The organism is Cobetia sp. 1CM21F, assembly GCF_023161745.1.
GTDB lineage: Bacteria > Pseudomonadota > Gammaproteobacteria > Pseudomonadales > Halomonadaceae > Cobetia > Cobetia amphilecti.
Genome location: NZ_JALNTQ010000001.1, coordinates 331,608 through 354,029, shown reverse-complemented (window position 1 = coordinate 354,029; position 22,422 = coordinate 331,608). Strand labels below are relative to the sequence as shown.

Here is a 22,422-nt window from a genome sequence, read left to right as displayed (position 1 = left end):
CAATGACGAATTGAAGTGGAGGCGGCGTTACGCCAGCGACTCGATCATGCCCGGCGTCAGAAGACGGCGCGCGATGATCAGACGCATGATCTCGTTGGTGCCTTCCAGAATCTGGTGCACACGGGTGTCACGCACCAGCCGCTCCAACGGGTACTCGCGGATATAACCGTAGCCGCCATGCAGCTGGAGTGCCTGATTGCAGACCTCGAAGCCCATGTCGGTGGCGAAGCGCTTGGCCATCGCACAGTGAGCGCTGGCCTCGGCGTCGCCCTCATCGAGCTTGAAGGCCGCCAGCCGCACCAGGGTGCGCGCCGCGGTCAGCTCAGTGGCCATGTCGGCCAGCTTGAACTGCAGGGCCTGGAACTGGGCCAGCTCGCGCCCGAACTGCTTGCGCTCGCCGAGATAATCCCGCGACAGCTCCAGCGCCTTCTGGGCCGCGCCCAGTGAGCAGGTCGCGATGTTGATGCGACCGCCATCCAGCGCCTTCATCGCGAAGCGGAAGCCCTCGCCCTCCTCGCCCAGACGATTGACCGCCGCAACCCGCACGCGATCGAAGCTCACCAGCCGGGTCGGCTGGCTGTTCCAGCCCATCTTGTCTTCCTTCTTGCCGTAGCTGATGCCCTCGGCGTCAGCCGGCACCACGAAGGCCGAGATACCCGCCGCGCCGCTGTCCGGCTCGCCGGTGCGCGCCATCACCACCAGCACGTCCGTGGCGCCGGCACCGGAGATGAACATCTTGGAGCCACTCAGATAGTAGTCATCGCCCTCGCGCTCGGCGCGGGTGCGCAGGCTGGCGGCATCACTGCCGCTGCCCGGCTCGGTCAGGCAGTAGGAGCCGAGCTTTTCACCCGCCACCATCGCCGGCACCCACTGCTCGCGGCAGCTGTCCGTGGCGAAACTGGCGATCATCCAGCCCACCATGTTGTGGATGGTGATGTAGGCGGTGGTCGAGATGCAGCCGGTCGCCAGCTGCTCGAGAATGATGGAGCTGTCGAGACGTGGCAGGCCAAGGCCGCCGTGCTCCTCGGGGACGTAAAGTCCCATGAAGCCGGCCTCGCCCGCCTTGCGAAGTGTCTCGATGGGGAAGTGGGCCGTGGCGTCCCACTCGGCGGCATGCGGGGCAAGCTCGGCATCCGCGAAGGCACGCGCCCCCTCCTGGAGGGCACGCTGGTCATCGGTCAGCGAAAAGTTCATGCAGCTGCCTCCTGTTGTCCTTGTTCTGTCGGCCCGGGTCTATCGCCCGGGCCTGTCAAAGCGGCTCAGCGCATCTGAGGAGCCATCAGCGCATCTGAAGAGCCCTCAGCGGTCTTGTGAAGAGAGCCCTCAGCGGTCTTGTGAAGAGAGCCCTCAGCGGCTTTGTAAAGAAAACCCTCAGCGCATTTGAATAGAAAAGTTGGGCTGATTGCCCTCGGCCGGCGCATCGTCGAACCAGCGCGCCGTCACCGTCTTGGTCTCGGTATAGAAGCGCACCGCCTGCTTGCCATAGGCATGCAGATCGCCGAAGAAGCTGCCGCGCCAGCCGGTGAAGGAGAAGAACGGCAGCGGTACCGGAATCGGCACGTTGATGCCGACCTGACCGACCGCGATCTCGTTCTGGAAGCGCCGCGCCGCGCCGCCGGAGCGCGTGAAGATGGAGGTGCCGTTGCCGTAGGGGTTGTTGTTGACCAGCTCGATGGCCTCGGACAGGTCCGCCGCCTCCATGCAGCACAGCACCGGCCCGAAGATTTCCTCGCGATAGAGCACCATCTCCGGCGTCACCCTGGAGAACAGACACGGCCCCAGCCAGTTGCCATCGGGATAGCCCGCCACCGAGACGCCGCGACCATCCAGCAGCAGCTCGGCGCCTTCCTGCTCGCCCTGCTGGATCCAGCCGGTCACGCGCTCCAGCGCCTGCGGCGAGATCAGCGGCCCGTAGCTGGCGCCCTTGTCATCCCAGGCGCCCGGGCGCACCTCGGCCAGGGCGTCGCGCACCCGCTCGATCAAGGCCTTCGAATCACCGACGAAGACCGCCACCGAGATCGCCATGCAGCGCTGACCCGCCGCGCCGACACTGGCACCGACCAGCGCGTTGACGACCTGGTCCGCCGGGGCGTCCGGCATGATCACCATGTGATTCTTGGCGCCGGCGAAGCACTGGGCGCGCTTGAGGTTGTCGGTGGCGGTGCGATAGATGTGCTGACCCACCGGTACCGAGCCGACGAAGCTGACGGTGCGCACAATCTCGTGGGCGAGCAGATGATTGACCTGATCGCGCCCGCCCTGCACCACGGTCAGGATGCCCTCGGGGGCACCTGCTTCCATGAACAGCTCCGCCAGCCGCAGCGTGGTCAGCGGCACCTGCTCGGACGGCTTGAGCACGAAGGCATTGCCACAGGCGATGGACAGCGGGAACATCCACAGCGGTATCATGGCGGGGAAGTTGAACGGCGTGATGCCCAGGCAGACCCCCAGCGACTGGGTCACGGAATAGCTGTCGATGCCGGTGGCGACGTTCTCCACCGTCTCGCCCATCAGCAGGCTGGGAATGTTGGCGGCGTGTTCGACCACCTCGATGCCGCGCCACACATCGCCCTTGGCGTCCTCGAAGGTCTTGCCCAGCTCGTGGGAGATGATCTCGGCCAGCTCGTCATGATGCTGCTTGAGCAGATGCTGATAGCTGAGCATCAGCCGGGCACGGGTCGGCACCGGCGTGTTGCGCCAACGCAGGAAGGCCTGCTCGGCGTGGTCCAGCGCTTCATCCAGCTCACTCAGCGGTGACAGGGGCACGCGGGCGATCTCGCCGTTGGTGGCCGGGTTGGTGACGCTCAAGTGCTGATCGGCGCGACTTTCGACAAAGTGACCATTGATCAGCTGAGGCAGCAGCAGCGACGCGCTGTCACCGGCGACCACGGCGCGCAGGCGTGACAGCAGCTCCAGTGAACCGGTAGAGGGCGAGCCAGTAGAGGGCGTGAGAGACGTCGAAGACATGGCGTGGCATTCCTGTGGCTGTTGTTATTGGGAGGAAGACAGTGTGTCAACAGAGCCGAAGTCGTCAGGCTGAGCCGCATTGCAGAGCTGAAGACGTTCTGCAGAAAACGGCAAGCCGAGACTGTGATCTGATTCAACCTAGCATCTGCTTGGTTGGCTGCAAATACTATTACCCTTTACGTTAACGTAAACAATGCTAGTCTGTAGAAAATTCACGGCCAGACGCCGCTGGCACCCACTGCGCCAAGGAGCATTCCCCTCTCCTTGGCGCGCACAGCATCCGGAGCGGCAGCGCCCATGACAGATACGATGATGACCCCAAGTCCTGACCCCAAATCCCGGGCAACGCCTGATGGCACGACGCACGATACCGGTGTGGAGTCCCTGCTGAGCACCACCAGCACCAGCGACGCCATCCGTCCGACCCAGCGCACCTGGAGCATCGGCGAGCTGGCACGCCATTTCGACGTGACCACGCGCACCATCCGCTTCTACGAGCAGGAAGGTCTGCTGCACCCGGAGCGACGCGGTCAGACGCGCGTCTATCGCGACAAGGACCGCGTGCGTCTCAAGCTGACCCTGCGCGGCAAGCGACTGGGCTTCTCGCTGGCCGAGATTCGTGAAGTGGTCGACCTCTACGACGCCGCCGACGGCGGTGGCGAGAAGCAGCTCACCCGCCTGCTTGGCATCCTGAGCGAAAAGCGTGAGGGCCTTGAGCGTCAGCTGCGCGATCTCACCGCCATGCAGCGCGAGCTGGATGACGTCGAGACACGTGCCCGCGAAGCCCTCGCCCGCCTGGCCGGCGACAGCGAGAGCTGATTGGAGTCAACAACACCAGAACCCACTCGCGCCAGCAGCAGCTATATAACTGCCGGCTACACAAGTGACAGCGACTAGACTGACTGTAGATAACTGTCTGTCGAAAACTGACCAGCGCCTCGCGAGTGCGGGCGACAGCAGACTGCCGGAGAGCAGCGCGTCGCCCGCTGATCACGCGATTCACGACAGCACGACCAGACGACAAAAACGAAAAGAACAACACTGCGTCACCGCCTCCCTGAGGCGACTCCCCCTGACAAGCCTTGCCTCACCAATAACAACCAAGGACACAGGAAAGCACCATGTCACAGGACGCCATCGCCACACGCCAGCCTGCCAGCGAAATGGCACACGCAAGCCAATCAGCCAGCTATCTCAGCGCTACCTCCGACACCCCACTGATGGGAGAAACCATCGGGGATTGCCTTGATCGTATCTGCGCGCGCTGGCCCGAGCGCGACGCCCTGATCAGTCGCCATCAGGGACTGCGCTACACCTGGGCCGAACTGCACGCAGAGGTCGAGCGCGTGGCGCGCGGCCTGCTGGCGATGGGCATTGAGCGCGGCGACCGCGTCGGCATCTGGGCGCCCAATCGCGCCGAATGGACGCTGATCCAGTACGCCACCGCCAAGATCGGCGTGGTGCTGGTCAATCTCAACCCGAGCTATCGTGGCCATGAACTGGCCTACGCCCTCAAGCAGTCCGGCGCGGCGACGCTGATCTTCCAGTCTCGCTTCAAGGCGTCCGACTATGTGGCGATCCTCGAGGAGCTGTTCCCTGAGACCAGGGAGGCCCGCGGCCGTGATGGCATTCACAATGGCGCGCTGCCGGACCTCAGGCGCCTGATCTGCTTCGAGGCCGAGAATGCCCTGCCCGGCATGCTCAACTGGCAGGATGTGCTCAGCGGTGCCGATAGCGTCTCGCGGGAAACACTCAGCGAGCTGCAGGCCAGCCTGACCTTCGATGACCCGATCAACATCCAGTACACCTCCGGCACTACCGGTGCGCCCAAGGGCGCGACCCTCTCGCACCACAACATCCTCAACAACGGCTTCTTCGTCGCCGAGCGCATGAATCTCAGCGAGCACGACAAACTGGTGATGCCGGTGCCGCTCTATCACTGCTTCGGCATGGTGATGGGCAATCTGGGCTGCCTGACCCACGGCGCCGCCATCGTCTATCCGGAAGCGGGCTTCGATCCGCTGGCCACCCTGCAGGCGGTCAGCGAGGAAGGCGCCACCGCGATGTTCGGCGTGCCGACGATGTTCATCGCCGAACTCGAACACCCGCGCTTCGCCGAATTCGACCTCACCAGCCTGCGCACCGGCACCATGGCCGGCTCCATCTGTCCCATCGAGGTGATGCGCCAGGTCATCGAGCGCATGCACATGCGCGAGGTCACCATCGCCTACGGCATGACCGAGACCAGTCCGGTGAGTCTGCAGACCACCCGTGAGGCGCCGCTGGACAAGCGTGTCTCCACCGTCGGCACCCTGCATCCGCATCTGGAGATCAAGATCATCAACCCTGACAGCGGGCGCGTGGTGCCAGTCGGCGAGAAAGGCGAGCTGTGCACGCGGGGCTACAGCGTGATGCTGGGCTACTGGAACAACCCGGAGGCCACCGCCAAGGCCATCGATGCCGGCCGCTGGATGCATACCGGCGACCTCGCTACGCTGGATGAAGACGGCTACGTGACGATCGTGGGACGTATCAAGGACATGATCATCCGCGGTGGCGAGAACATCTATCCGCGCGAGATCGAGGACTTCCTCTACACCCACCCTGCGGTGTCGGACGTACAGGTGATCGGCGTGCCCGATGAGCGGTATGGCGAGGAAGTGATGGCGTGGGTCAAGCTCAAGGAAGGCGAGCAGCTCGATGAACCGGCGCTCAAGGCGTTCTGCCAGGGACGTATCGCTCACTTCAAGGTGCCGCGCTACATCAAGTTCGTGGAGGAATTCCCGATGACCGTGACCGGCAAGATCCAGAAGTTCAAGATGCGCGAGGCCGCGACGCAAGAACTGGGCCTGGCCAGGTGAGCACCTCACGTGAGGAGGAGGATGACGCCCCCGCCACACGCCACCTGAGCAGCGCTCGTCAGCAGGTCGCCCACTATGCGGCGAGCCACCATCATGCGGCCCTCGACGAGGCACTCGAGACGCTGATCGATGCCCACCCGAGCGGCGCACTGCCGATCATGGCACTGGCCGGGCTGGACCAACTGCATCTGGGTGGCGTGACGGGCACCCGCGAGCTGCTGGCCCTCGCCCGGCTGGAACCCCAGTCGCGGGGGCTGGCGATGCTCGAACTCGGCGCCGGCCTTGGCGGGCTGGCACGGCATATTGCCAGCCAGTCGCGTGACACCGGCGCGGACCACCACATCACCACGCTGGATCTCTCGAGCAGCCTCTGCGAGCTGGCGATCGCCCTCAACCGGGCCACCGGACTGCGCGAGTCGATTCGCGTGCTGGAGGGAGACGCCTGCTACCCCGAGCTGCATCCAGCACTCTCGGGCCGCCATTTTGATCGCCTCTTCAGCCAGCACCTGCTGGTGCATCTGAGCGACAAGGTCAGCACGCTCACCCAGTGGCATGACTGTCTCGAGCAGGATGGCTATCTCCTGTTGCACGAGCCGGTGCTCAGCGTGCAGGCGCAGGCGTTTGGCGAGCGCCCTGCCCTGCCACTGCCCTGGGCACTGTCACCGCGTGGCGACCAGCTGGCCAGCTGCGAGGAGTTGCATGAGGCGATGGCCAGCAGTGGCTTCGAGGTCGATGCCCATGTCGAGCTGACCGATCAGGTGCTGAGCTGGCAGGCGCGGCGCATGCGCGAGAGCACCAGCGAGCAGCCCGGTGCCTACCGGGATGATGCGCCTGCGCCCTCGCCGGCCATGCTGGCCGCTCGCGGCCTGACGCCGGAACTAGTGTTCGGCCCGGCCTTTTCCCAGATGCAACGCAACCTGATGCTGGCCCTGGAAGCCGGCTGGCTGGAGGTTCACCTGTGGCGCCTGCGCAAGCGTCCTGCCAGGCAATGAAAGGCGCGATGAATCAGCAGAACTCACCGCAGGGATGCAGCGAGGAAAAAATTAGGAAACAGCGCTCGCAAATGACTGGCATCCGCCTGCCTCAACCGTTATTCTTGCCAGTACAGTCCCGTTCGGGGGATAAGCCGTTCGTTACCCGTCAGCATGTGAGGGTAATGTGCCCGACATGATGACCGCATTGCTTCGTGTTTCATCGATACCCACGAGTCAGTGCAACGTTTCCCGATGCTCGCGCAACGTTTCTCCGGGAATCTGTTCATCAAGGGTGTGATCTGATCAATCACTCCCAACAGCATCAAAGATTCCCTCACGGGAAAACCGAAAGGGCCTCCACTTGGAGGCCCTTTTTTTGTCTGCGCGCTTCGGTCCAGTCGCTCAGGTCTGCACGTTCAGATCTAGACGCTCTGATCTGCAGGCATTGAGCTGAAAGCTCCGCTGCGGCGCATCACGACTGCCAACCGGCCAGCACCTCGAGGTGATCACGACGCGCCTGACCCGGTGTCACGGCCGCCAGTCGCACCCGGGTGCCCGGCACACATTGCCCGAGCTGTGCACAGGCCAGTGGCGTCAGCGCGCCAAGGCGCGGGTAGCCGCCGATAGTCTGGCGATCATTGAGCAATATGATGGGCTGGCCATCGGCCGGCACCTGCACGGCGCCCAGCGGGATGCCCTCGGACACCATGCCCGCTCCTTCACGCTCGAGACGCGGGCCGGTCAGGCGCACGCCCATGCGATCGGCGCGCCCATCCACCGCCCATTCGCTGTTGAAGGCGCGATAGAGGCTGTCGCCACTGAACTCGGCGATCTGCGCCCCCACGACCAGCGGCAACTCCAGTGCCTCGCCTTCCCTGGCGGCCAGCGACTGCTGCCATGCCTGTGCCGACGCCGGCAGCTCGCGCAGCGACAGCTCATTGCTGACAGCCGTCAACACATCACCGCTGGCCAGGGCTCGCCCTTCACCATCCAGCCCGCCGAGGCGGTCGCGCACCGTGCTGGCGGCACTGCCCAGCACCGGGGCGACATCCAGGCCACCGGGGAAGGCCAGATAGGCGCGCAGGCCAGCAACGGGACGCTCAAACTTGAGCTGCTGCCCGCTGGTCACCTCGAAGGCCTGACCCGGCGTGAGCGCTTCGCCGTCGAGGGTCGCGGCCAGGTCCGCGCCGCACAGCGCCAGAGTGCCGGCCTGTTCGACCTTGAGCAACAAGCCGCCGCCCATGGTGATCTCGAGTCCCGGCGCATCATGGGCGTTGCCCAGCAGCCAGTTGGCCCAGCCCAGCGACACCCAGTCCGCCGCGCCGCCCTGGGTCACGCCCAAATAACGCACGCCCAGACGGCCAGCGTCCTGCACCAGTGCCAGGGCTCCACTTCGCTCGACGCGCAGTGTCGTCTTCGTCTTCACGTCGCTCATGCGCGCTCCTCCAGCGGGGTGACATCGCCGCCCAGGCGAACGAATTCCTCTCGGCTCACGGAGACAAAGCGCACGCGATCACCGGGCATGAAACGACTGGACGGTTCACCGGCCTCATTGCGCCCGAACAGGGTGATGGGCGTACGGCCCAGAATGTTCCAGCCACCGGGTGAGCGGGACGGGTAGATGGCGGCCTGACGGTCGGCGATGCCGACGCTGCCAGGGGCGATCTTCTGGCGCGGCGTCTTGAGGCGCGGTGTGGTCAGCGCCTCTTCCAGCACGCCCATGAAGGCGAAACCGGGCGCGAAGCCGAGGGCGAACACGCAATAGTCATGCGCCCCGTGACGCTCGATCAGCGCCTCGACGCTGATGCCCAGCCGCGCGGCGATCGGCGCCAGCTCCGGCCCGACACTGTCGTCATACCAGACGGGCACTTCATGCAGCTGGCCCTGCTGGCCACTGCCCGGCGCAAGATCCGCCAGCGCGGCCTGGATGCGGGCACGCGCCTCGCCTTCTTCCAGCGCGGCCACATCGTAATGCAGCAGCAGCGTGGTGTAGGACGGCACCAGATCGACCAGCGCCGCACCGAAGGCCTCACGCAGCGCACTGTCGGCGGCCAGCACCCAGGCCATGTTGGATTCCTCGATGCGATCGAACAGCCGGATGATCAGCGAGTCCATGCCGACGGTCTCGAGGCGCAGTTGCGGTGACGTGCCACGGCCGTGGCTGTCAACCCCCGCCATCAGGCACCCGCCAACATATCGAAGGCTTCACGAATGGCGCGCACCGCGGCCACGGACTCGGCGTTGTCACCGTGCACGCACAGCGTATCGGCGGACAGCACCAGGTCACCGCCGCTGCTGTCGGTCAGCGCTTCACCACGCGCCAGCGTCACGGACTGGGCGATGATCACCTCGCTGTCGTGATGCACGGCGCCCGGCTCACGGCGCGACACCAGGTGGCCGCGTGAGTCGTAGGCGCGGTCGGCGAAGGCCTCGAACCACAGCGTGATGCCCATCTCGTCGGCCAGCGCCTGCATCGGCGCGGGGTTGGCGGTCGCCATCACCATCAGCGGCAGGCTGGCGTCATAGCGCACCACGGCCTGCATGACAGCGCGCAGCAGCGTCGGGTCGGCGGCCATGTCGTTGTAGAGCGCACCATGCGGCTTCACGTACTGGACACGAGTGCCCTCGGCGCGACAGATACCATCGAGCGCGCCGATCTGGTAGAGCAGCATGTCCTCGACTTCGGCAGGCGAACACGCCATCGAGCGACGGCCGAAGCCTTGCAGGTCCGGATAGGCCGGGTGCGCACCGATGCGCACGTCATGCTTGACCGCCAGACGCACGGTGCGGCGCATGATGCTAGGGTCGGAGGCGTGGAAACCACAGGCGATATTGGCGCAGTCGACGAAGGGCATGACCTCTTCATCCAGACCGATCTTCCAGTTGCCGAAGCTTTCGCCCATATCGCAGTTGAGCAGGGGGAGGGAGGGAGCAGAGCGGGACATAGCGGAACCTCACAGGTCAGATCTTGTGTGTTGTTATGCCTCCACTTTATGTAAGGGGCCGCCTTGGTATCCAATCGTATTTTATGATTCGTCATATCGGTGAAATCTTTCATCATCTTGCGCCATGAAAGCACCGGCCGTGTATCGCTTGCCCGACAGCGCGCGTCATGCTTCTGTCTTGGGCGAGCCGAGCGGTGACTTCAGGGCCTGTCACCCCGCCCACCGCTTGTCTGAAGTCATTCCTTGCTCAGCCGAATCCCCCAACAACAACAGGAGTTTCACCATGGCCGTCAGCGACCCGTTCCACCTCGCCATCCAGGTCCGCGATATCGCCGAGGCACGCCGCTTCTATGGCGAGTTTCTGGGCTGCCCCGAGGGCCGCTCGTCCGACAGCTGGGTCGATTTCGACCTCTATGGCCATCAGTTCGTCTGCCACCTGAACCCGGCGCTGGCCGACCCGGCAAGCGCCGTCGCTCAGCACCGCAATCCGGTCGATGGCCATGGCGTGCCGGTGCCGCACTTCGGCGTGGTGCTGGAGATGGACGCCTGGCAGGCACTGGCGGACCGCCTCATCGCCGAGGGCGTCACCTTCGAGATCGAACCCTATATCCGCTTCAAGGGCGAACCCGGCGAACAGGCGACGATGTTCTTCCTCGACCCCACCGGCAATGCGCTGGAATTCAAGGCCTTCAAGGACCGCGAGAGCCAGCTGTTTCGCAAATGACGTGAGCGACCCGCGCAAGCGAATGAGCCCACGCCCGGCCTGACGCGGGCCATGCCCCGTGATGAAAGCTGACGCCCCGCGCCGCATGCGGCAAGATGGGCGGTCTTCACGATTCATCACGGGGCATCTGCCATGTTCGACTTCAAGGAACTCGAGGCCTTCGTCTGGGTGGTCCGGCTTGGCTCGTTCCGCAAGGGCGCGACCAAGCTTCACCTGACCCAGCCCTCCATCTCGGACCGCATCAACCGTCTGGAAGCCACCGTCGGCGAATCCCTGCTGGAACGCGCCACCCGGCCCATCCAGCCCACCCTGCGCGGGCGAGAGTTCTTCGCCCACGCCGAGCGCCTGCTCAGTGGCCGCGACGAAGCCATGCGCCTGTTTCAGGAAGAAGGCGCCTTCTCAGGCACCCTGCGTCTGGGCGTGATCGAGACCATCGCCAACAGCTGGTTCCCCGCCTTCATGCGCCAGCTGGCCGAACGCTATCCCAAGCTGACGCTGGAAATGACCGTCGATATCTCGCCCTCCCTGCATCAGCGTCTGGCCGACAATGATCTCGACATGCTGTTCGCGATGGACAGCGCCGCCATGGGGCCCTACGCCACCCAGACCCCGCTGTGCACCTTCGAGATGGGCATGTTCGCCTCGCCGACCCTCGCCGGGCAGCTGGCCGAGGATGGCGAGCGCTTCGCCTCCACGCCATTCATCTCCTTCAGCAAGCAGGCGCGCCCCTATACCGAGCTGGTCAGCTATCTGTCGGAACAGGGCATCACCCAGCCCAAGGTGCACTGCACCAGCACCCTGATGACCATCCTGCGCATGAGCAGCGAAGGACTCGGCATCGGCGTACTGCCGGTCGCCACGGTGGAGGATGTCATCAGCCACGGCGAACTGGTGCGCCTGCCACTGAAGACCCCATTGCCGCCAATGGTCTATGAAGCCATCTGGCGCAATGCCAACTATCCCGATTTCTGCGCCAGCGTGGCACGCCTCGGCCGCCAGTGTGCCGAGACCTACTCGCAGCAACACGCGCATTCCGATCCCTGATCAGGCCGCCTGCCATGCGCTGAGTCAGGGTTGATCGCGCCCTGCCTCGCATCAGATCAGCGTCAGACCAAGGTCTAACAATATCGTCAAAGGCTTTCATGCGACGACACTGTGAAAGATTTCATCGATACTACGCATCAGAATTAACGATTGGACGGGATGGCCCGTCGCTTGAAGAATGAAATTGTCTGCCGACAACATTCAATAATAATGAGGAACAGGACATGCGTAAGCCCAACGATTCCCTCACTCGCAAGACCCCGACAGTCAAGTCCCTCGCCTGGCTGGCGACAGTGGGTGCCCTGGCCTTCAGTGGCTCGGCACTCGCGGCACAGTGGAACCTCGCCACTCCGTATGGCGATGCCAGCTTCCACACCAAGAACACCAAGCAGTTCGCCGAGGACGTCACCGAGGCCACCGATGGCGAGCTGACCGTGACCGTGCACAGCGGTGGTTCCCTGATCTCCCACGGCGAGATCAAGCCTTCCGTGCGTCGCGGCACCGTCCAGGCCGGTGAGATCTTCCTGTCGATTCTCTCCAACGAATCGCCGGTCTACGAGCTGGACACCCTGCCGGGCGTCGCCTCCAGCTACGAAGAAGCCTTCGCCCTCTGGCAGGCCTCCAAGCCGGACATCACCGAGCTGTTCGCCAAGGAAGGTCTGATGCCGCTATACGCGGTCGCCTGGCCGGCCCAGGGCATCTACACCGACTTCGATCTGACCGACGTCTCCCAGCTCAAGGGTCTGCGTATCCGCGCACCCAACATCAACACCCAGCGCTTCGTCGAGAACGTCGGCGGCAAGCCTACCGAGACCGAAGAAGCCGACATCCCCACCGCCTTCAGCACCGGCCGTGTCGACGCGATGATCACCTCCAGCTCCACCGGCAAGTCCATGTCGGCCTGGGATTACGTCAAGCACTACAACGACGCCAAGCTGTGGCTGCCGAAGAACATCGTCTTCGTCAACAAGCGTGCCTTCGATCGTCTCGACGAGAGCACCCAGCAAGCCGTGCTCGATGCCGCCAAGGCCGCCGAGACCCGCGGCTGGGAAGCCAGCAAGGCCGATGCCGACGAGAGCGCCAAGGTGCTGACCGAGAATGGCTTCACCATCAGCGAGCCTGACGCCAAGCTGGCCGAAGACCTGAAGGCCGCCGGTGACAAGCTGTTCCAGGACTGGAAGTCGCGTGCCGGTGAAGAAGGCCAGCAGCTGCTCGAGCGCTACCGCGCAGACCTGGATGCCTGAGATTCGCTCGCAAGCCCGACTGCCCGGCGCTGAACGCTGGACATGCGGCCGAGCGCATCGACCGTGCACTGCCTGAGCAACGTCTGAGCATTGCCTGAGCGCTGCAGATGTCCTGACTGACCCCAGCTGCAGCGTTGCTATCCCGCCACGCGATTTGCCACTCGAGACTCCGACACCTGCCGTCCGCCGGCAGGTGACCCACGGACAAGCCTGTGCGCAGCATCGCGTGGCCACCCTCACCTTCCCTGTGAGCGCCCGTCATGACCTATTTCTTCGACAGACTCTATCGCCTCGGTGCGTGGGGTGCGGCGGCCTGCATGCTGCTGATCTGCACCCTCGTCAGCCTGCAAGTCTTCCTGCGCCTGATCGACGCCATCATGGTGATGTTCGGCGCCGAGCGTCTCGGCTTCGAGATCTCCGGCGTGTCGGAAATGGCTGCCTTCCTGCTGGTCGGCGCCACCTTCCTGAGCCTCGCCTACACCTTCACGCATCACGCCCATATCCGCGTGACGCTGGTCATCAACCGCCTGCCGGCCGCCGTGCGCGTATGGATCGAAAGCCTCGCGCTGCTGATCGCACTCGGCCTGAGCGTGTTGATCACCCATGAACTGGTACTGCTGGTCGGCGAGAGCCTCGAGTACCACGACATCTCCTCCGGCCTGCTGGCGCTGCCGCTGTGGATTCCGCAGAGCGTGCTGGTCGCCGGTACCGGCCTGCTGTGCCTGGCGATTCTCGAGACCCTGATCGCCACGCTGCGCACCGCCTTCACCGCGCCCTCAAGCTACGTGGCGCCCGAGCCCGAAGACGGAGCCGAATGACATGCTGACACTCATCCTCGTCACTCTGCTGGCCCTCGCCTTGCTGCTCGGCAGCGGCGTGTGGGTCGCCTTCTCGCTGATCGGCACCGGCTGGATCGTGCTGACCTTCTTCTCCACCTTCGAGACCGGCCCGATCCTGGCCTCCGATTTCTGGGGTGCCAGCTACGGCTGGGACCTGACCGCCCTGCCGATGTTCGTGTGGATGGGCGAGATCCTGTTCCGCTCCGGGCTGGCCGACAACATGTTCCGCGCGCTGGCACCGTGGCTCAATCGCCTGCCGGGCCGCCTGCTGCACTCCAACATCATCGGCAGCGGTCTGTTCGCCGCCGTGTGCGGCTCCTCTGCCGCCACCTGTGCCACCGTCGGCAAGATGACGCTGCCCGAGCTTGAGCGCCGCGGCTACGACAGCAACCTGGCCATCGGTACCCTCGCCAGTGCCTCGACCCTCGGCCTGCTGATTCCGCCGTCGATCATGATGATCGTCTATGGCGTGGTCACCGAGCAGTCCATCTCGCGTCTGTTCATCGCCGGTGTCCTGCCGGGCATGCTGCTGCTGGCACTGTTCATGGGCTACCTGGCGATCTGGTCGAAGGTCGTCGGTGAGCCGCAGGGCCGCGCCGGCCATGACGAACCGCACATGGGCTTCATGGCCAAGCTGCGCAACAGCGCCCAGCTGATTCCGCTGCTGGCACTGATCGGCGGCATCCTCGGCAGCATCTACGGTGGCCTGGCGTCACCCACCGAAGCGGCCGCGGTCGGCGTGGTACTGTCGCTGATCATCGCGCGCCTCAACGGCCACATGACCGCCGCCACCTTCAAGGAATCACTGTTCGCGGCGCTGCGCACCTCGTGCATGATCGCCTTCATCATCGCCGGTGCCTCCTTCCTGTCCTCCGCGATGAGCTTCACCCAGATTCCGATGCAGCTGGCCGAAGGCATCGCCACCCTGGGGCTGTCGCCGACCATGCTGCTGGTGGTGCTGACGCTGTTCCTGTTGATCCTGGGCTGCTTCCTCGACGGCATCTCGCTTATCCTGCTGGTGACCTCCATCATCATGCCGGTCATCGAAGCCGCCGGTTTCGACCTGATCTGGTTCGGTATCTACCTGATCATCGTGGTCGAGATGTCTCAGATCACCCCGCCGGTCGGCTTCAACCTGTTCGTGATCCAGAGCCTGACCGGCAAGGACATCATCACCATCACCAAGGCGACGCTGCCGTTCTTCCTGCTGATGATCTTCTCCATCGTGCTGATGCACGTCTTCCCGGAGATCGTGCTCTATCTTCCGCAGGCCATGAACAACTGATCATCTGACCCCGATGCCATGGATGGCAGCTGGTAGCGCTTCCAATCTCAGGAACCGCAGCTGTCGGCACCTCTATCGGTCGACCCTTGCCTCAAGGGCGCCGAGCGTCACGGCAGACATACGGTGACGTGCTTGCAGGCCTCCCCTCGGGGAGGTCTTTTTTTTGCCGCCTGCCCGGCGCTTGCCGCTCGCAGAGCATCGCGACTCAAAGCATCGCGACGGAAAGCACCGTCCTCGCACACAGCCCAACCCCACACAGCTCAGCTCAGATCGGCACTCGGACACGAACACAAAAAAGCCGCCCCTTCCTTGCCGTGAGGCAGAAAGGGGCGGCTTTTTCGTCAACCGACAGGCGAGGCTAGATCAGGACAGATGATCCGCCGGTGCGCTGGCCGGGGTGTCGATCATCGCGTGACCTTTGCCACCACCGCCACCGCCGTGTCCACCATGGCCATGGCCATGACCGAACAGACCACAGCCACTCAGGGCCAGAGTCGCCGCGACCAGTGCAATCGGAAACAGATTTTTGATACGCATGAATCTCTCCTTCAAAGGGGGGTAGAGGCTGCTGCAGGACCGAGCCGTACAAGATTGCCCGGCGCTGTCTGCAAGCGCTGTCTGCAAGCGCTGTCTGCAAGCCCTGTCAGCAAGCCCTTACTTTCCCCTTCACATTACTCTGATCGACGACCAACGTTAAACCTTCGCAGCAGCCTTCCTTTTTTACTGCACGCCTTGTACAAGAGTTGCGACATGATTGTCGTGTAATGTACTACGCCGTTTTTTCCGGCTCAGCGCGACTTCAAGCCCCGCATATGCGCCGGTATCACCAGGCGCTCGAACAGCTCGAACAGCAGCTCGGCGCAGATGGCCAGCAATGCCGCGGGAATCGCCCCGTAAAGCACCAGATCATAGTCATTGAGCGAAAGCCCGGTGACGATCGGCTCGCCCAGCCCTCCGGCGCCGATGAAGGCTGCCAGCGTCGCGGTGCCGATATTGATGATGGCGGCGGTCTTGATACCGGTGAGCAGATTGGGCGTCGCCAGCGGCAGGATGACGTGACGCAACTGCTCGCGACGCGTCAGGCCCATGCCACGTGCCACCTTGACCAGCAGCGGGTCCACCGTCAGCAACGCGGTGATCGCCGCGCGGATGATCGGCAGCAAGGAGTAGACGAACAACGCGATCACCGCCGGTACCACCCCGATGCCGAACAGCGGAATCATCAGTGCCAGCAGCGCGATGGAGGGGATGGTCTGCAGCAGGCCGGTGACGTAGAGCACCACCCGCGAGACCTTCGGATTGCGATAGACAAGCAAGGACAGCGGCAGGCCGACCAGACACGCCAGCAGCAGCGCCGAGAGCGTCAACTGCAGGTGCTCGATCAGATTGGTACCCAGCTTGTCCCACTTGGCGCCGCTGACTTCACGCTGCTCGGTGGTGATGCCCTGTTCCTGAATGAAGCGACTGGCGACCTGGGCGAAGCTCTGCTCATCGGTGGAAACGCGGGCGTTGAGCGCCTGCATGCTGTCTTCATCGAGGCTCCCCGCCAGCTGGTTGAGCGCCGCGACGGCATCTTCCGGCAAGGCGGCATTCACGAAGGGTACCGCCAGATACTCGGGGAAGTAGCCCTTGTCATCGTCGAGCAGCACGAAGTCGAAGCGCTTGATGTCGCCCTCGGTGGAATAGGCATCGGTGGCGTCGATCTTGCTCTCGCGCAGCGCCTGATAGGCGATGCCGTGCTCGATGCCACGCGGCACCTGGGAAAGGCCGTATTCCGCGGCCAGCCCCGGCCAGCCATCCGGACGCTTGATGAACTCATGCGACATCGCGACGGACAGATCCGGGTGATCGGCCATATCGCCGATGGTACTGATGCCCAGCGACTCGGCCTGATCGCGGCGCATGCTGACGGCGTAGGTATTGTTGAAGCCCAGCGGCTCGAGCACGCGCAGGCCCTGCTCGCGGCTCAGCTCATCGAGCTTCTCGAGCGGGGGCACGTCGTCCAGCTTGAGAATGGCGTGGGCCAGGGTGCCGGTGTATTCGGGATAGACATCCAGCTCGCCTTCCGCCAGCCCCTGATAGGTGATGATGGTCTGCCCCAGCCCCAGACGGCGCTCGACCGTGAAGCCGGCGTCCTCCAGTACCTGCGCGAATATCTCGCCCAGCAGATGCCCTTCGCGGTCAGCCTTGGAGCCGACCACGATCGGCTTGTCCTCGGGCCATGTCGCGGCTTCCTCTTCCGCACTGGCAAGCGGGCTGGACACCAGCGCTCCCAGACTGGCAAGCGCCAGGCCGGCTACCATCAGCGCACCAGACAGTCCGCGACGCGAGCGTTGCAGGACGGGAGTCGTCATCAGCGTCTTCATGCGCGTGCCTCCAGCAGTCGGGCCACGCGCTCATCCGCTGGCGCCGTGGTGATGGTCTCGGGACTGGCGGCCTGCAGCACCACGCCGGGCGCCATCACCACCATGTGATCGGACAGGCTCAGCGCCTCGTTCATGTCGTGGGTGACCATCACCACGCTGCGCGGTTCCTCCTGCTGCATGCGCTGGAACTGGGCATGCACCTCGATGCGCGTGATCGGGTCGACCGCCGAGAAGGCCTCATCGAGCAGCAGCAACGGTGGCTCCAGCATCATGGCGCGACACAGCCCGACGCGTTGGGCCTGACCGCCGGAAATCTCGTGGGGATAGCGGGTCAGCAGCGCCATGTCGAGATCCATCATCTGGAACAGACGCGCGATACGCGCCTTGACGCGCTCGGCGCTCCAGCCTTCGCGGTCAGCGAGAATGGCGACGTTGTCGCGTACGCTGAGATGGGGAAAGAGGCCGATCTGCTGGACGGCATAGCCGATGCGGCGACGCATGGCTGGCAGGTTGGCGTAATCGACGGCGGCGCCGAATACCTTCACCTCACCTTCATCCGGGCGGATCAGGCCGTTGATCAGCTGCAGCAGGGTCGATTTTCCACAGCCGCTGGCACCGACCAGGGCGGTGATACGGTCACGCGGCAGTTCAAGATCAATGCCTTCAAACAGGCGCTGACCGGCAAAGCCCTTGTGCAGGCCGCTGAAGCGGACTGCCGGGGCGGCGTCATCACTCATCGAGTAGGTCCTTCTAGGCAGGTGAGCATGAGTCTGGAATGGTAAAAAGCGCTGGCGAGTCAGCGCACTTGCACACTAAAGAGTGCCGGTGACACCAGGCAGGTGACGGGAATGCTCCCCCACTGACGCCCTCACGACTTCCTCAATCAACAGTGACTACAGCGTCTCAGCTTATCAAGTCACCTCGGCGATGCCGGAGCAATTTCGTTTCCTGAGCTGATTTTCTCGACTTGAGTTTCTCTACCTGACACTCCTCTTCCCGAGTCTCCCTGCTGACCTTCTGCCGCAAGCCCTGCGACCTTGGTCAAAGCGCCGCATAATGACCTTTACGTTAACGTCAACTTTGACCTAGAGTAATTTCCATCACACGCCAAGGCGGCCCATGACGGGCGGACTTGATAAGCCGGTCGCGACAGACCGTTCGCCATCAGGTCATCACAGCCCCTGGCGGGCCTTGCTCATCGCGCTTCACCGATCTACAGGATGCCAGATCATGCACAGCCTCTATTCACCGCTGGATTTCGGACTCGACGAGACACACACCCTGCTGCGTGAGCAGGTCAACGCCTTTGCCCGCGACGAGATCGCCCCGCGCGCCGCCGAGATCGATGCCAGCAATGCCTTCCCCGATGACCTGTGGCAGAAATTCGGCGACATGGGGCTGCTCGGCATCACCGTGCCCGACGAGGACGGCGGCAGCGGTATGGGCTATCTGGCGCACTGCATCGCGATGGAAGAGATCTCGCGCGCCAGCGCCTCGGTGGCGCTCTCCTACGGTGCGCATTCCAACCTGTGCGTGAACCAGATCAAGCTCAACGGCACTGCCGAGCAGAAGGCACGTTATCTGCCGAAACTGATGAGCGGCGAGCATGTCGGCGCGCTGGCGATGTCCGAACCCGGCGCCGGCTCTGATGTGGTCTCGATGCAGCTCAAGGCCGAGCTGCGCGGCGATCACTACGTGCTCAACGGCAACAAGATGTGGATCACCAACGGCCCGGATGCCCACACCCTGGTGGTGTACGCGAAGACCGACCCGGACGCCGGCTCAAAGGGCATCACCGCCTTCATCATCGAGCGTGACTTCCCCGGTTTCTCCACCGCCCAGAAGCTCGACAAGCTCGGCATGCGCGGCTCCAACACCTGCGAACTGGTCTTCCAGGATTGCCAGGTACCGGTGGAGAACGTGCTGGGTGAGGTCAATCGTGGCGTCAAGGTGTTGATGCGCGGGCTCGATTTCGAGCGCACCGTACTGGCCGCCGGCCCCATCGGCATCATGCAGGCCTGCATGGACATCGTGGTGCCCTACCTGCATGAGCGTCGCCAGTTCGGCCAGGCCATCGGTGAATTCCAGCTGGTGCAGGGCAAGGTCGCCGACATGTACACCACGCTCAATGCCTGTCGCGCCTATCTATATGCGGTCGCCAACGCCTGTGATCGCGGCCAGACCTCACGCAAGGACGCCGCGGGCGTCATTCTCTACTGCGCCGAGAAGGCCACCCAGATGGCGCTGGATGCCATCCAGCTGCTCGGCGGCAACGGCTACATCAACGAGTACGCCACCGGACGCCTGCTGCGTGATGCCAAGCTTTACGAGATCGGCGCCGGCACCAGCGAGATTCGCCGCATGCTGATCGGGCGTGAACTGTTCAACGAGAGCGCCTGATACCTCTCGTCATCCCCTACTCTTTTTCGCAACCCTTCGCCGCTGGAGCTTGCTCGATGGCCATACTGACCTCCCTGATCAATCCGCGCAGTGACCAGTTCCGCGCCAATGAAGCGGCGATGCAGGCCGAGGTCGATCGCCTGCACCAGCTGCTGGAGACCGTTGCGGCCGGTGGCGGTGACAAGGCGCGTGAACGTCACGAGTCGCGCGGCAAGCTGTTCGTGCGCGAACGCATCGACCACCTGATCGATGAAGGCTCGCCCTTCCTCGAACTCTCCGCGCTGGCGGCCCACGACGTCTACGACAGCCCCGTCCCCGGCGCGGGCCTGGTCACCGGCATCGGCCGCGTCAGCGGCGTGGAGTGCGTCATCGTCGCCAACGACGCCACCGTCAAGGGCGGCACCTACTTCCCGATGACGGCCAAGAAGCATCTGCGCGCTCAGGAAATCGCCCGCAAGCATCGCCTGCCCTGTCTCTATCTGGTCGATTCCGGTGGCGCGCATCTGCCCCACCAGGACGAGGTCTTCCCGGACCGCGACCACTTCGGCCGCATCTTCTACAACCAGGCCACGCTGTCTGCCGAGGGTATCCCGCAGATCGCCGTGGTGATGGGATCATGCACCGCAGGCGGCGCCTATGTGCCGGCGATGGCGGACGAATCCATCATCGTGCGCGAGCAAGGCACCATCTTCCTGGCGGGGCCGCCGCTGGTGAAGGCCGCCACCGGTGAGGACATCAGCGCCGAGGCGCTGGGCGGCGCCGAGGTGCACTGCAAGATCAGCGGCGTGGCCGACCATCTGGCCGACAACGACGCCCATGCCCTGCAGCTGGCTCGCCGCGCCGTGTCGCGCCTCAACTGGCAACGCAAGGGCCAGCTCGCGCTGCGCGAATCGCGTCCGCCACGCCTGGACCCGCAGGAGCTCTACGGCATCGTCGGCACCGACCTCAAGAAACCCTACGACGTGCGCGAGGTGATCGGCCGACTGGTGGATGACTCGGACTTCGACGAGTTCAAGCGCGAGTACGGCGAGACGCTGGTCACCGGCTTCGCGCATCTGCATGGCCATCCGGTCGGCATTCTCGCCAACAATGGCGTGCTGTTCTCGGAAAGCGCCCTCAAGGGCGCGCACTTCATCGAGCTGTGCACCCAGCGCCGGATTCCACTGATCTTTCTGCAGAACATCACCGGCTTCATGGTCGGCTCGCGCTACGAGCACGAAGGCATCGCCAAGCACGGCGCCAAGCTGGTGGCGGCGGTGGCCTGCGCCAAGGTACCCAAGTTCACGGTGCTGATCGGTGGCAGTTTCGGCGCGGGCAACTACGGCATGTGCGGGCGCGCCTATGACCCCAACCTGCTGTTCATGTGGCCCAACTCACGCATCTCGGTGATGGGCGGCGAGCAGGCCGCCAACGTGCTGGCACAGGTCAAGCGCGACCAGCATGCCCGTGAGGGGCGCGAGTGGCCCGCCGAGGAAGAAGAGGCCTTCAAGGCGCCGGTACGCGAGCAGTACGAGCGTCAGGGCCACCCGACCTACGCCAGTGCGCGCCTGTGGGATGACGGTGTGATCGACCCGCTGCAGACCCGCGACATCCTCGGTCTGTCACTGGCCGCGGCCATGAATGCCGAGATCGAGGACAGTCGCTTCGGTGTGCTGCGCATGTAACCCGTCAAGCGCCACAACAATTCTTGTGGCTTGCACTGAATAGCGATAGTCATCTTGAAGCTAACAGAATGGAAGAAAGCACGATGACAGAAGCACGCCAATCGAGTCGACTCGAGATAGATCAACACGGCGTCGCCCGCCTCACCCTGCTGCGCCCCGAGGTGCACAACGCCTTCGATGATCTGCTGATTGCGGAGCTGAATCAGCATCTGGAGAGCCTGCACGCCAGGGCGAGTCGCGATGAAGTGCGTGTGGTGGTACTGGCCTCCGAGGGCAAGAGCTTCTCTGCCGGCGCCGATCTCAAGTGGATGCAGCGCATGGTCGAGTATTCGCTGGAGGATAACCTCGCCGACTCACGCGAGCTTGCGCGACTGATGCAGCTGCTCGATGAGCTGCCCTGCCCCAGCGTGTGTCGTGTCCAGGGCGCCACCTTCGGCGGTGCCGTCGGTCTGGCGGCCTGCTGCGACATCGTGATTGCCGCCGAGCGGGCGCGCTTCTGTCTTTCCGAAGTGCGCATCGGCCTGGCACCGGCTGCCATCAGTCCCTACGTGCAGCGCGCCATCGGCTCACGCCAGATGCGCCGTTATGCCCTCAGCGCCGAGGTGATCGACAGCGCCACCGCGCAGCGCATCGGCCTGGTCCACGAGACCTGCCCCGATGAGCTGCTGGAGGCGCGCGTCACGGAGATGGTGCAGACCCTGCTGGCCACCTCGCCTGCCGCCAGTCGCGCCACCAAGGCCCTGCTCAGCGAAGTGGCTCAGGCACCTGCCAGCGCCGCGACCCGTGAACGCTGCTGCGAGGTGATCAGCCAGCTGCGCGTCAGCGAGCAGGGTCAGGCCGGTCTGGCCGCCTTCTTCGCCGGCACGCCGGCGCCCTGGGTGCCGACCGAGAACCAAACAACCGAGACGTCGAAATCTTCGTGAACACCAGAGGCCTGAAGCCGCTGACGGCATGTCGACGCTCTCGGCACTGGTCATCACTCTCGGTCATCAATCTGGGCCAGCAATCTCAGACATCCACCTCGGCCATGAGACTGCCGGACTGTCTTTATCCGGACTTGTCTCTTCCGGACTTGCCTCTTCCGAACTTTCCTACTCCTGATTTCCCTT

The 22,422-nt window shown here is 64.1% G+C and carries 19 protein-coding genes; 11 read left to right on the top strand and 8 right to left on the bottom strand.

The features are described from left to right. Window positions 1–27: 27 nt before the first annotated feature. Both MSG32_RS01450 and MSG32_RS01445 read right to left on the bottom strand, forming a co-directional pair. A complete protein-coding gene (locus MSG32_RS01450) occupies window positions 28–1,194 on the bottom strand; it encodes an acyl-CoA dehydrogenase family protein (RefSeq protein ID WP_248377149.1) in 1,167 nt (388 codons plus the stop codon). A 177-nt stretch (window positions 1,195–1,371) separates the two neighbouring features. Continuing rightward, window positions 1,372–2,967: a CoA-acylating methylmalonate-semialdehyde dehydrogenase gene (locus tag MSG32_RS01445; RefSeq protein ID WP_248377147.1), complete on the bottom strand. Its 1,596-nt coding sequence runs from the start codon at window positions 2,965–2,967 to the stop codon at window positions 1,372–1,374. Window positions 2,968–3,264: 297 nt separating this feature from the next. Here MSG32_RS01445 and MSG32_RS01440 point away from each other — a divergent pair, with 297 nt between their 5' ends. From MSG32_RS01440 to MSG32_RS01430, 3 genes are all read left to right on the top strand, one after another. After that, window positions 3,265–3,786: a MerR family DNA-binding transcriptional regulator gene (locus MSG32_RS01440; protein WP_348983948.1), complete on the top strand. Its 522-nt coding sequence runs from the start codon at window positions 3,265–3,267 to the stop codon at window positions 3,784–3,786. Between the two features lie 344 nt (window positions 3,787–4,130). Continuing rightward, window positions 4,131–5,828 (top strand): AMP-binding protein, encoded by a 1,698-nt coding sequence (locus MSG32_RS01435; RefSeq protein ID WP_248378395.1) that lies wholly within the window; start codon window positions 4,131–4,133, stop codon window positions 5,826–5,828. Continuing rightward, window positions 5,825–6,820 carry a class I SAM-dependent methyltransferase gene (locus tag MSG32_RS01430; RefSeq protein WP_248377145.1) on the top strand — a complete coding sequence of 332 codons (996 nt, stop codon included), beginning with the start codon at window positions 5,825–5,827 and terminating at the stop codon, window positions 6,818–6,820. The genes MSG32_RS01435 and MSG32_RS01430 overlap by 4 nt, the downstream gene beginning before the upstream one ends. A gap of 454 nt (window positions 6,821–7,274) precedes the next feature. On the opposite strand, the gene MSG32_RS01425 is transcribed toward MSG32_RS01430, so the two are convergent. Genes MSG32_RS01425 through MSG32_RS01415 form a run of 3 tightly spaced genes read right to left on the bottom strand, consistent with a single transcriptional unit; the run spans window position 7,275 to window position 9,747 of the window. Beyond that, a complete protein-coding gene (locus MSG32_RS01425; RefSeq protein WP_248377143.1) occupies window positions 7,275–8,237 on the bottom strand; it encodes a biotin-dependent carboxyltransferase family protein in 963 nt (320 codons plus the stop codon). Next, a complete protein-coding gene (locus MSG32_RS01420; protein ID WP_248377141.1) occupies window positions 8,234–8,980 on the bottom strand; it encodes an allophanate hydrolase subunit 1 in 747 nt (248 codons plus the stop codon). Before MSG32_RS01420 ends, MSG32_RS01425 begins: the two co-directional genes overlap by 4 nt. Beyond that, window positions 8,980–9,747, bottom strand: a complete 768-nt coding sequence (locus tag MSG32_RS01415; protein ID WP_248377140.1) for a 5-oxoprolinase subunit PxpA — start codon at window positions 9,745–9,747, stop codon at window positions 8,980–8,982. Before MSG32_RS01415 ends, MSG32_RS01420 begins: the two co-directional genes overlap by 1 nt. A 283-nt stretch (window positions 9,748–10,030) precedes the next feature. Here MSG32_RS01415 and MSG32_RS01410 point away from each other — a divergent pair, with 283 nt between their 5' ends. The 5 genes from MSG32_RS01410 (at window position 10,031) to MSG32_RS01390 (ending at window position 14,883) form a co-directional block, all read left to right on the top strand. After that, window positions 10,031–10,471, top strand: a complete 441-nt coding sequence (locus tag MSG32_RS01410; RefSeq protein WP_248377139.1) for a VOC family protein — start codon at window positions 10,031–10,033, stop codon at window positions 10,469–10,471. 132 nt (window positions 10,472–10,603) lie between these two features. After that, window positions 10,604–11,515, top strand: coding sequence for a LysR family transcriptional regulator (locus MSG32_RS01405; protein ID WP_153636298.1), 912 nt, complete (start codon window positions 10,604–10,606; stop codon window positions 11,513–11,515). Window positions 11,516–11,739: 224 nt separating this feature from the next. Then, a complete protein-coding gene (locus MSG32_RS01400; RefSeq protein WP_248377138.1) occupies window positions 11,740–12,759 on the top strand; it encodes a TRAP transporter substrate-binding protein in 1,020 nt (339 codons plus the stop codon). A 260-nt stretch (window positions 12,760–13,019) separates the two neighbouring features. After that, window positions 13,020–13,577, top strand: a complete 558-nt coding sequence (locus MSG32_RS01395; RefSeq protein WP_043331335.1) for a TRAP transporter small permease — start codon at window positions 13,020–13,022, stop codon at window positions 13,575–13,577. A 1-nt stretch (window position 13,578) separates the two neighbouring features. After that, on the top strand, window positions 13,579–14,883 hold the full coding sequence (locus tag MSG32_RS01390; RefSeq protein WP_043331336.1) for a TRAP transporter large permease subunit: 1,305 nt from the start codon (window positions 13,579–13,581) through the stop codon (window positions 14,881–14,883). Window positions 14,884–15,246: 363 nt separating this feature from the next. Here MSG32_RS01390 and MSG32_RS01385 read toward each other — a convergent pair whose 3' ends face one another. The 3 genes from MSG32_RS01385 to MSG32_RS01375 all read right to left on the bottom strand — a co-directional run bounded on the left by MSG32_RS01385 (window position 15,247) and on the right by MSG32_RS01375 (window position 17,986). Then, window positions 15,247–15,420 (bottom strand): hypothetical protein, encoded by a 174-nt coding sequence (locus MSG32_RS01385; protein ID WP_165873989.1) that lies wholly within the window; start codon window positions 15,418–15,420, stop codon window positions 15,247–15,249. A gap of 251 nt (window positions 15,421–15,671) precedes the next feature. Further along, window positions 15,672–17,249 carry a glycine betaine ABC transporter substrate-binding protein gene (locus MSG32_RS01380; protein WP_248377137.1) on the bottom strand — a complete coding sequence of 526 codons (1,578 nt, stop codon included), beginning with the start codon at window positions 17,247–17,249 and terminating at the stop codon, window positions 15,672–15,674. Beyond that, window positions 17,246–17,986 carry an ATP-binding cassette domain-containing protein gene (locus tag MSG32_RS01375; RefSeq protein WP_248377136.1) on the bottom strand — a complete coding sequence of 247 codons (741 nt, stop codon included), beginning with the start codon at window positions 17,984–17,986 and terminating at the stop codon, window positions 17,246–17,248. Before MSG32_RS01375 ends, MSG32_RS01380 begins: the two co-directional genes overlap by 4 nt. A 493-nt stretch (window positions 17,987–18,479) precedes the next feature. Between MSG32_RS01375 and MSG32_RS01370 the strand changes: the two genes are divergently transcribed. From MSG32_RS01370 to MSG32_RS01360, 3 genes are all read left to right on the top strand, one after another. Beyond that, window positions 18,480–19,649, top strand: coding sequence for an isovaleryl-CoA dehydrogenase (locus tag MSG32_RS01370; RefSeq protein WP_043331338.1), 1,170 nt, complete (start codon window positions 18,480–18,482; stop codon window positions 19,647–19,649). Window positions 19,650–19,705: 56 nt separating this feature from the next. Then, window positions 19,706–21,313, top strand: coding sequence for a carboxyl transferase domain-containing protein (locus MSG32_RS01365; RefSeq protein WP_225347061.1), 1,608 nt, complete (start codon window positions 19,706–19,708; stop codon window positions 21,311–21,313). Between the two features lie 83 nt (window positions 21,314–21,396). Continuing rightward, window positions 21,397–22,236, top strand: a complete 840-nt coding sequence (locus MSG32_RS01360) for an enoyl-CoA hydratase-related protein (RefSeq protein ID WP_248377134.1) — start codon at window positions 21,397–21,399, stop codon at window positions 22,234–22,236. The last annotated feature ends 186 nt before the right edge of the window (window positions 22,237–22,422 follow it).

Excerpts from the sequence above, each read along its gene's own strand:
- MSG32_RS01390 (WP_043331336.1), top strand. The coding sequence starts at position 13,579 with ATGCTGACACTCATCCTCGTCACTCTGCTGGCCCTCGCCTTGCTGCTC.
- MSG32_RS01400 (WP_248377138.1), top strand. The coding sequence starts at position 11,740 with ATGCGTAAGCCCAACGATTCCCTCACTCGCAAGACCCCGACAGTCAAG.
- MSG32_RS01425 (WP_248377143.1), bottom strand. The coding sequence starts at position 8,237 with ATGAGCGACGTGAAGACGAAGACGACACTGCGCGTCGAGCGAAGTGGA.
- MSG32_RS01365 (WP_225347061.1), top strand. The coding sequence starts at position 19,706 with ATGGCCATACTGACCTCCCTGATCAATCCGCGCAGTGACCAGTTCCGC.
- MSG32_RS01385 (WP_165873989.1), bottom strand. The coding sequence starts at position 15,420 with ATGCGTATCAAAAATCTGTTTCCGATTGCACTGGTCGCGGCGACTCTG.
- MSG32_RS01420 (WP_248377141.1), bottom strand. The coding sequence starts at position 8,980 with ATGGCGGGGGTTGACAGCCACGGCCGTGGCACGTCACCGCAACTGCGC.
- MSG32_RS01450 (WP_248377149.1), bottom strand. The coding sequence starts at position 1,194 with ATGAACTTTTCGCTGACCGATGACCAGCGTGCCCTCCAGGAGGGGGCG.
- MSG32_RS01370 (WP_043331338.1), top strand. The coding sequence starts at position 18,480 with ATGCACAGCCTCTATTCACCGCTGGATTTCGGACTCGACGAGACACAC.
- MSG32_RS01435 (WP_248378395.1), top strand. The coding sequence starts at position 4,131 with ATGGCACACGCAAGCCAATCAGCCAGCTATCTCAGCGCTACCTCCGAC.
- MSG32_RS01415 (WP_248377140.1), bottom strand. The coding sequence starts at position 9,747 with ATGTCCCGCTCTGCTCCCTCCCTCCCCCTGCTCAACTGCGATATGGGC.
- MSG32_RS01445 (WP_248377147.1), bottom strand. The coding sequence starts at position 2,967 with ATGTCTTCGACGTCTCTCACGCCCTCTACTGGCTCGCCCTCTACCGGT.
- MSG32_RS01395 (WP_043331335.1), top strand. The coding sequence starts at position 13,020 with ATGACCTATTTCTTCGACAGACTCTATCGCCTCGGTGCGTGGGGTGCG.
- MSG32_RS01410 (WP_248377139.1), top strand. The coding sequence starts at position 10,031 with ATGGCCGTCAGCGACCCGTTCCACCTCGCCATCCAGGTCCGCGATATC.
- MSG32_RS01360 (WP_248377134.1), top strand. The coding sequence starts at position 21,397 with ATGACAGAAGCACGCCAATCGAGTCGACTCGAGATAGATCAACACGGC.
- MSG32_RS01380 (WP_248377137.1), bottom strand. The coding sequence starts at position 17,249 with ATGAAGACGCTGATGACGACTCCCGTCCTGCAACGCTCGCGTCGCGGA.
- MSG32_RS01405 (WP_153636298.1), top strand. The coding sequence starts at position 10,604 with ATGTTCGACTTCAAGGAACTCGAGGCCTTCGTCTGGGTGGTCCGGCTT.
- MSG32_RS01440 (WP_348983948.1), top strand. The coding sequence starts at position 3,265 with ATGACAGATACGATGATGACCCCAAGTCCTGACCCCAAATCCCGGGCA.
- MSG32_RS01375 (WP_248377136.1), bottom strand. The coding sequence starts at position 17,986 with ATGAGTGATGACGCCGCCCCGGCAGTCCGCTTCAGCGGCCTGCACAAG.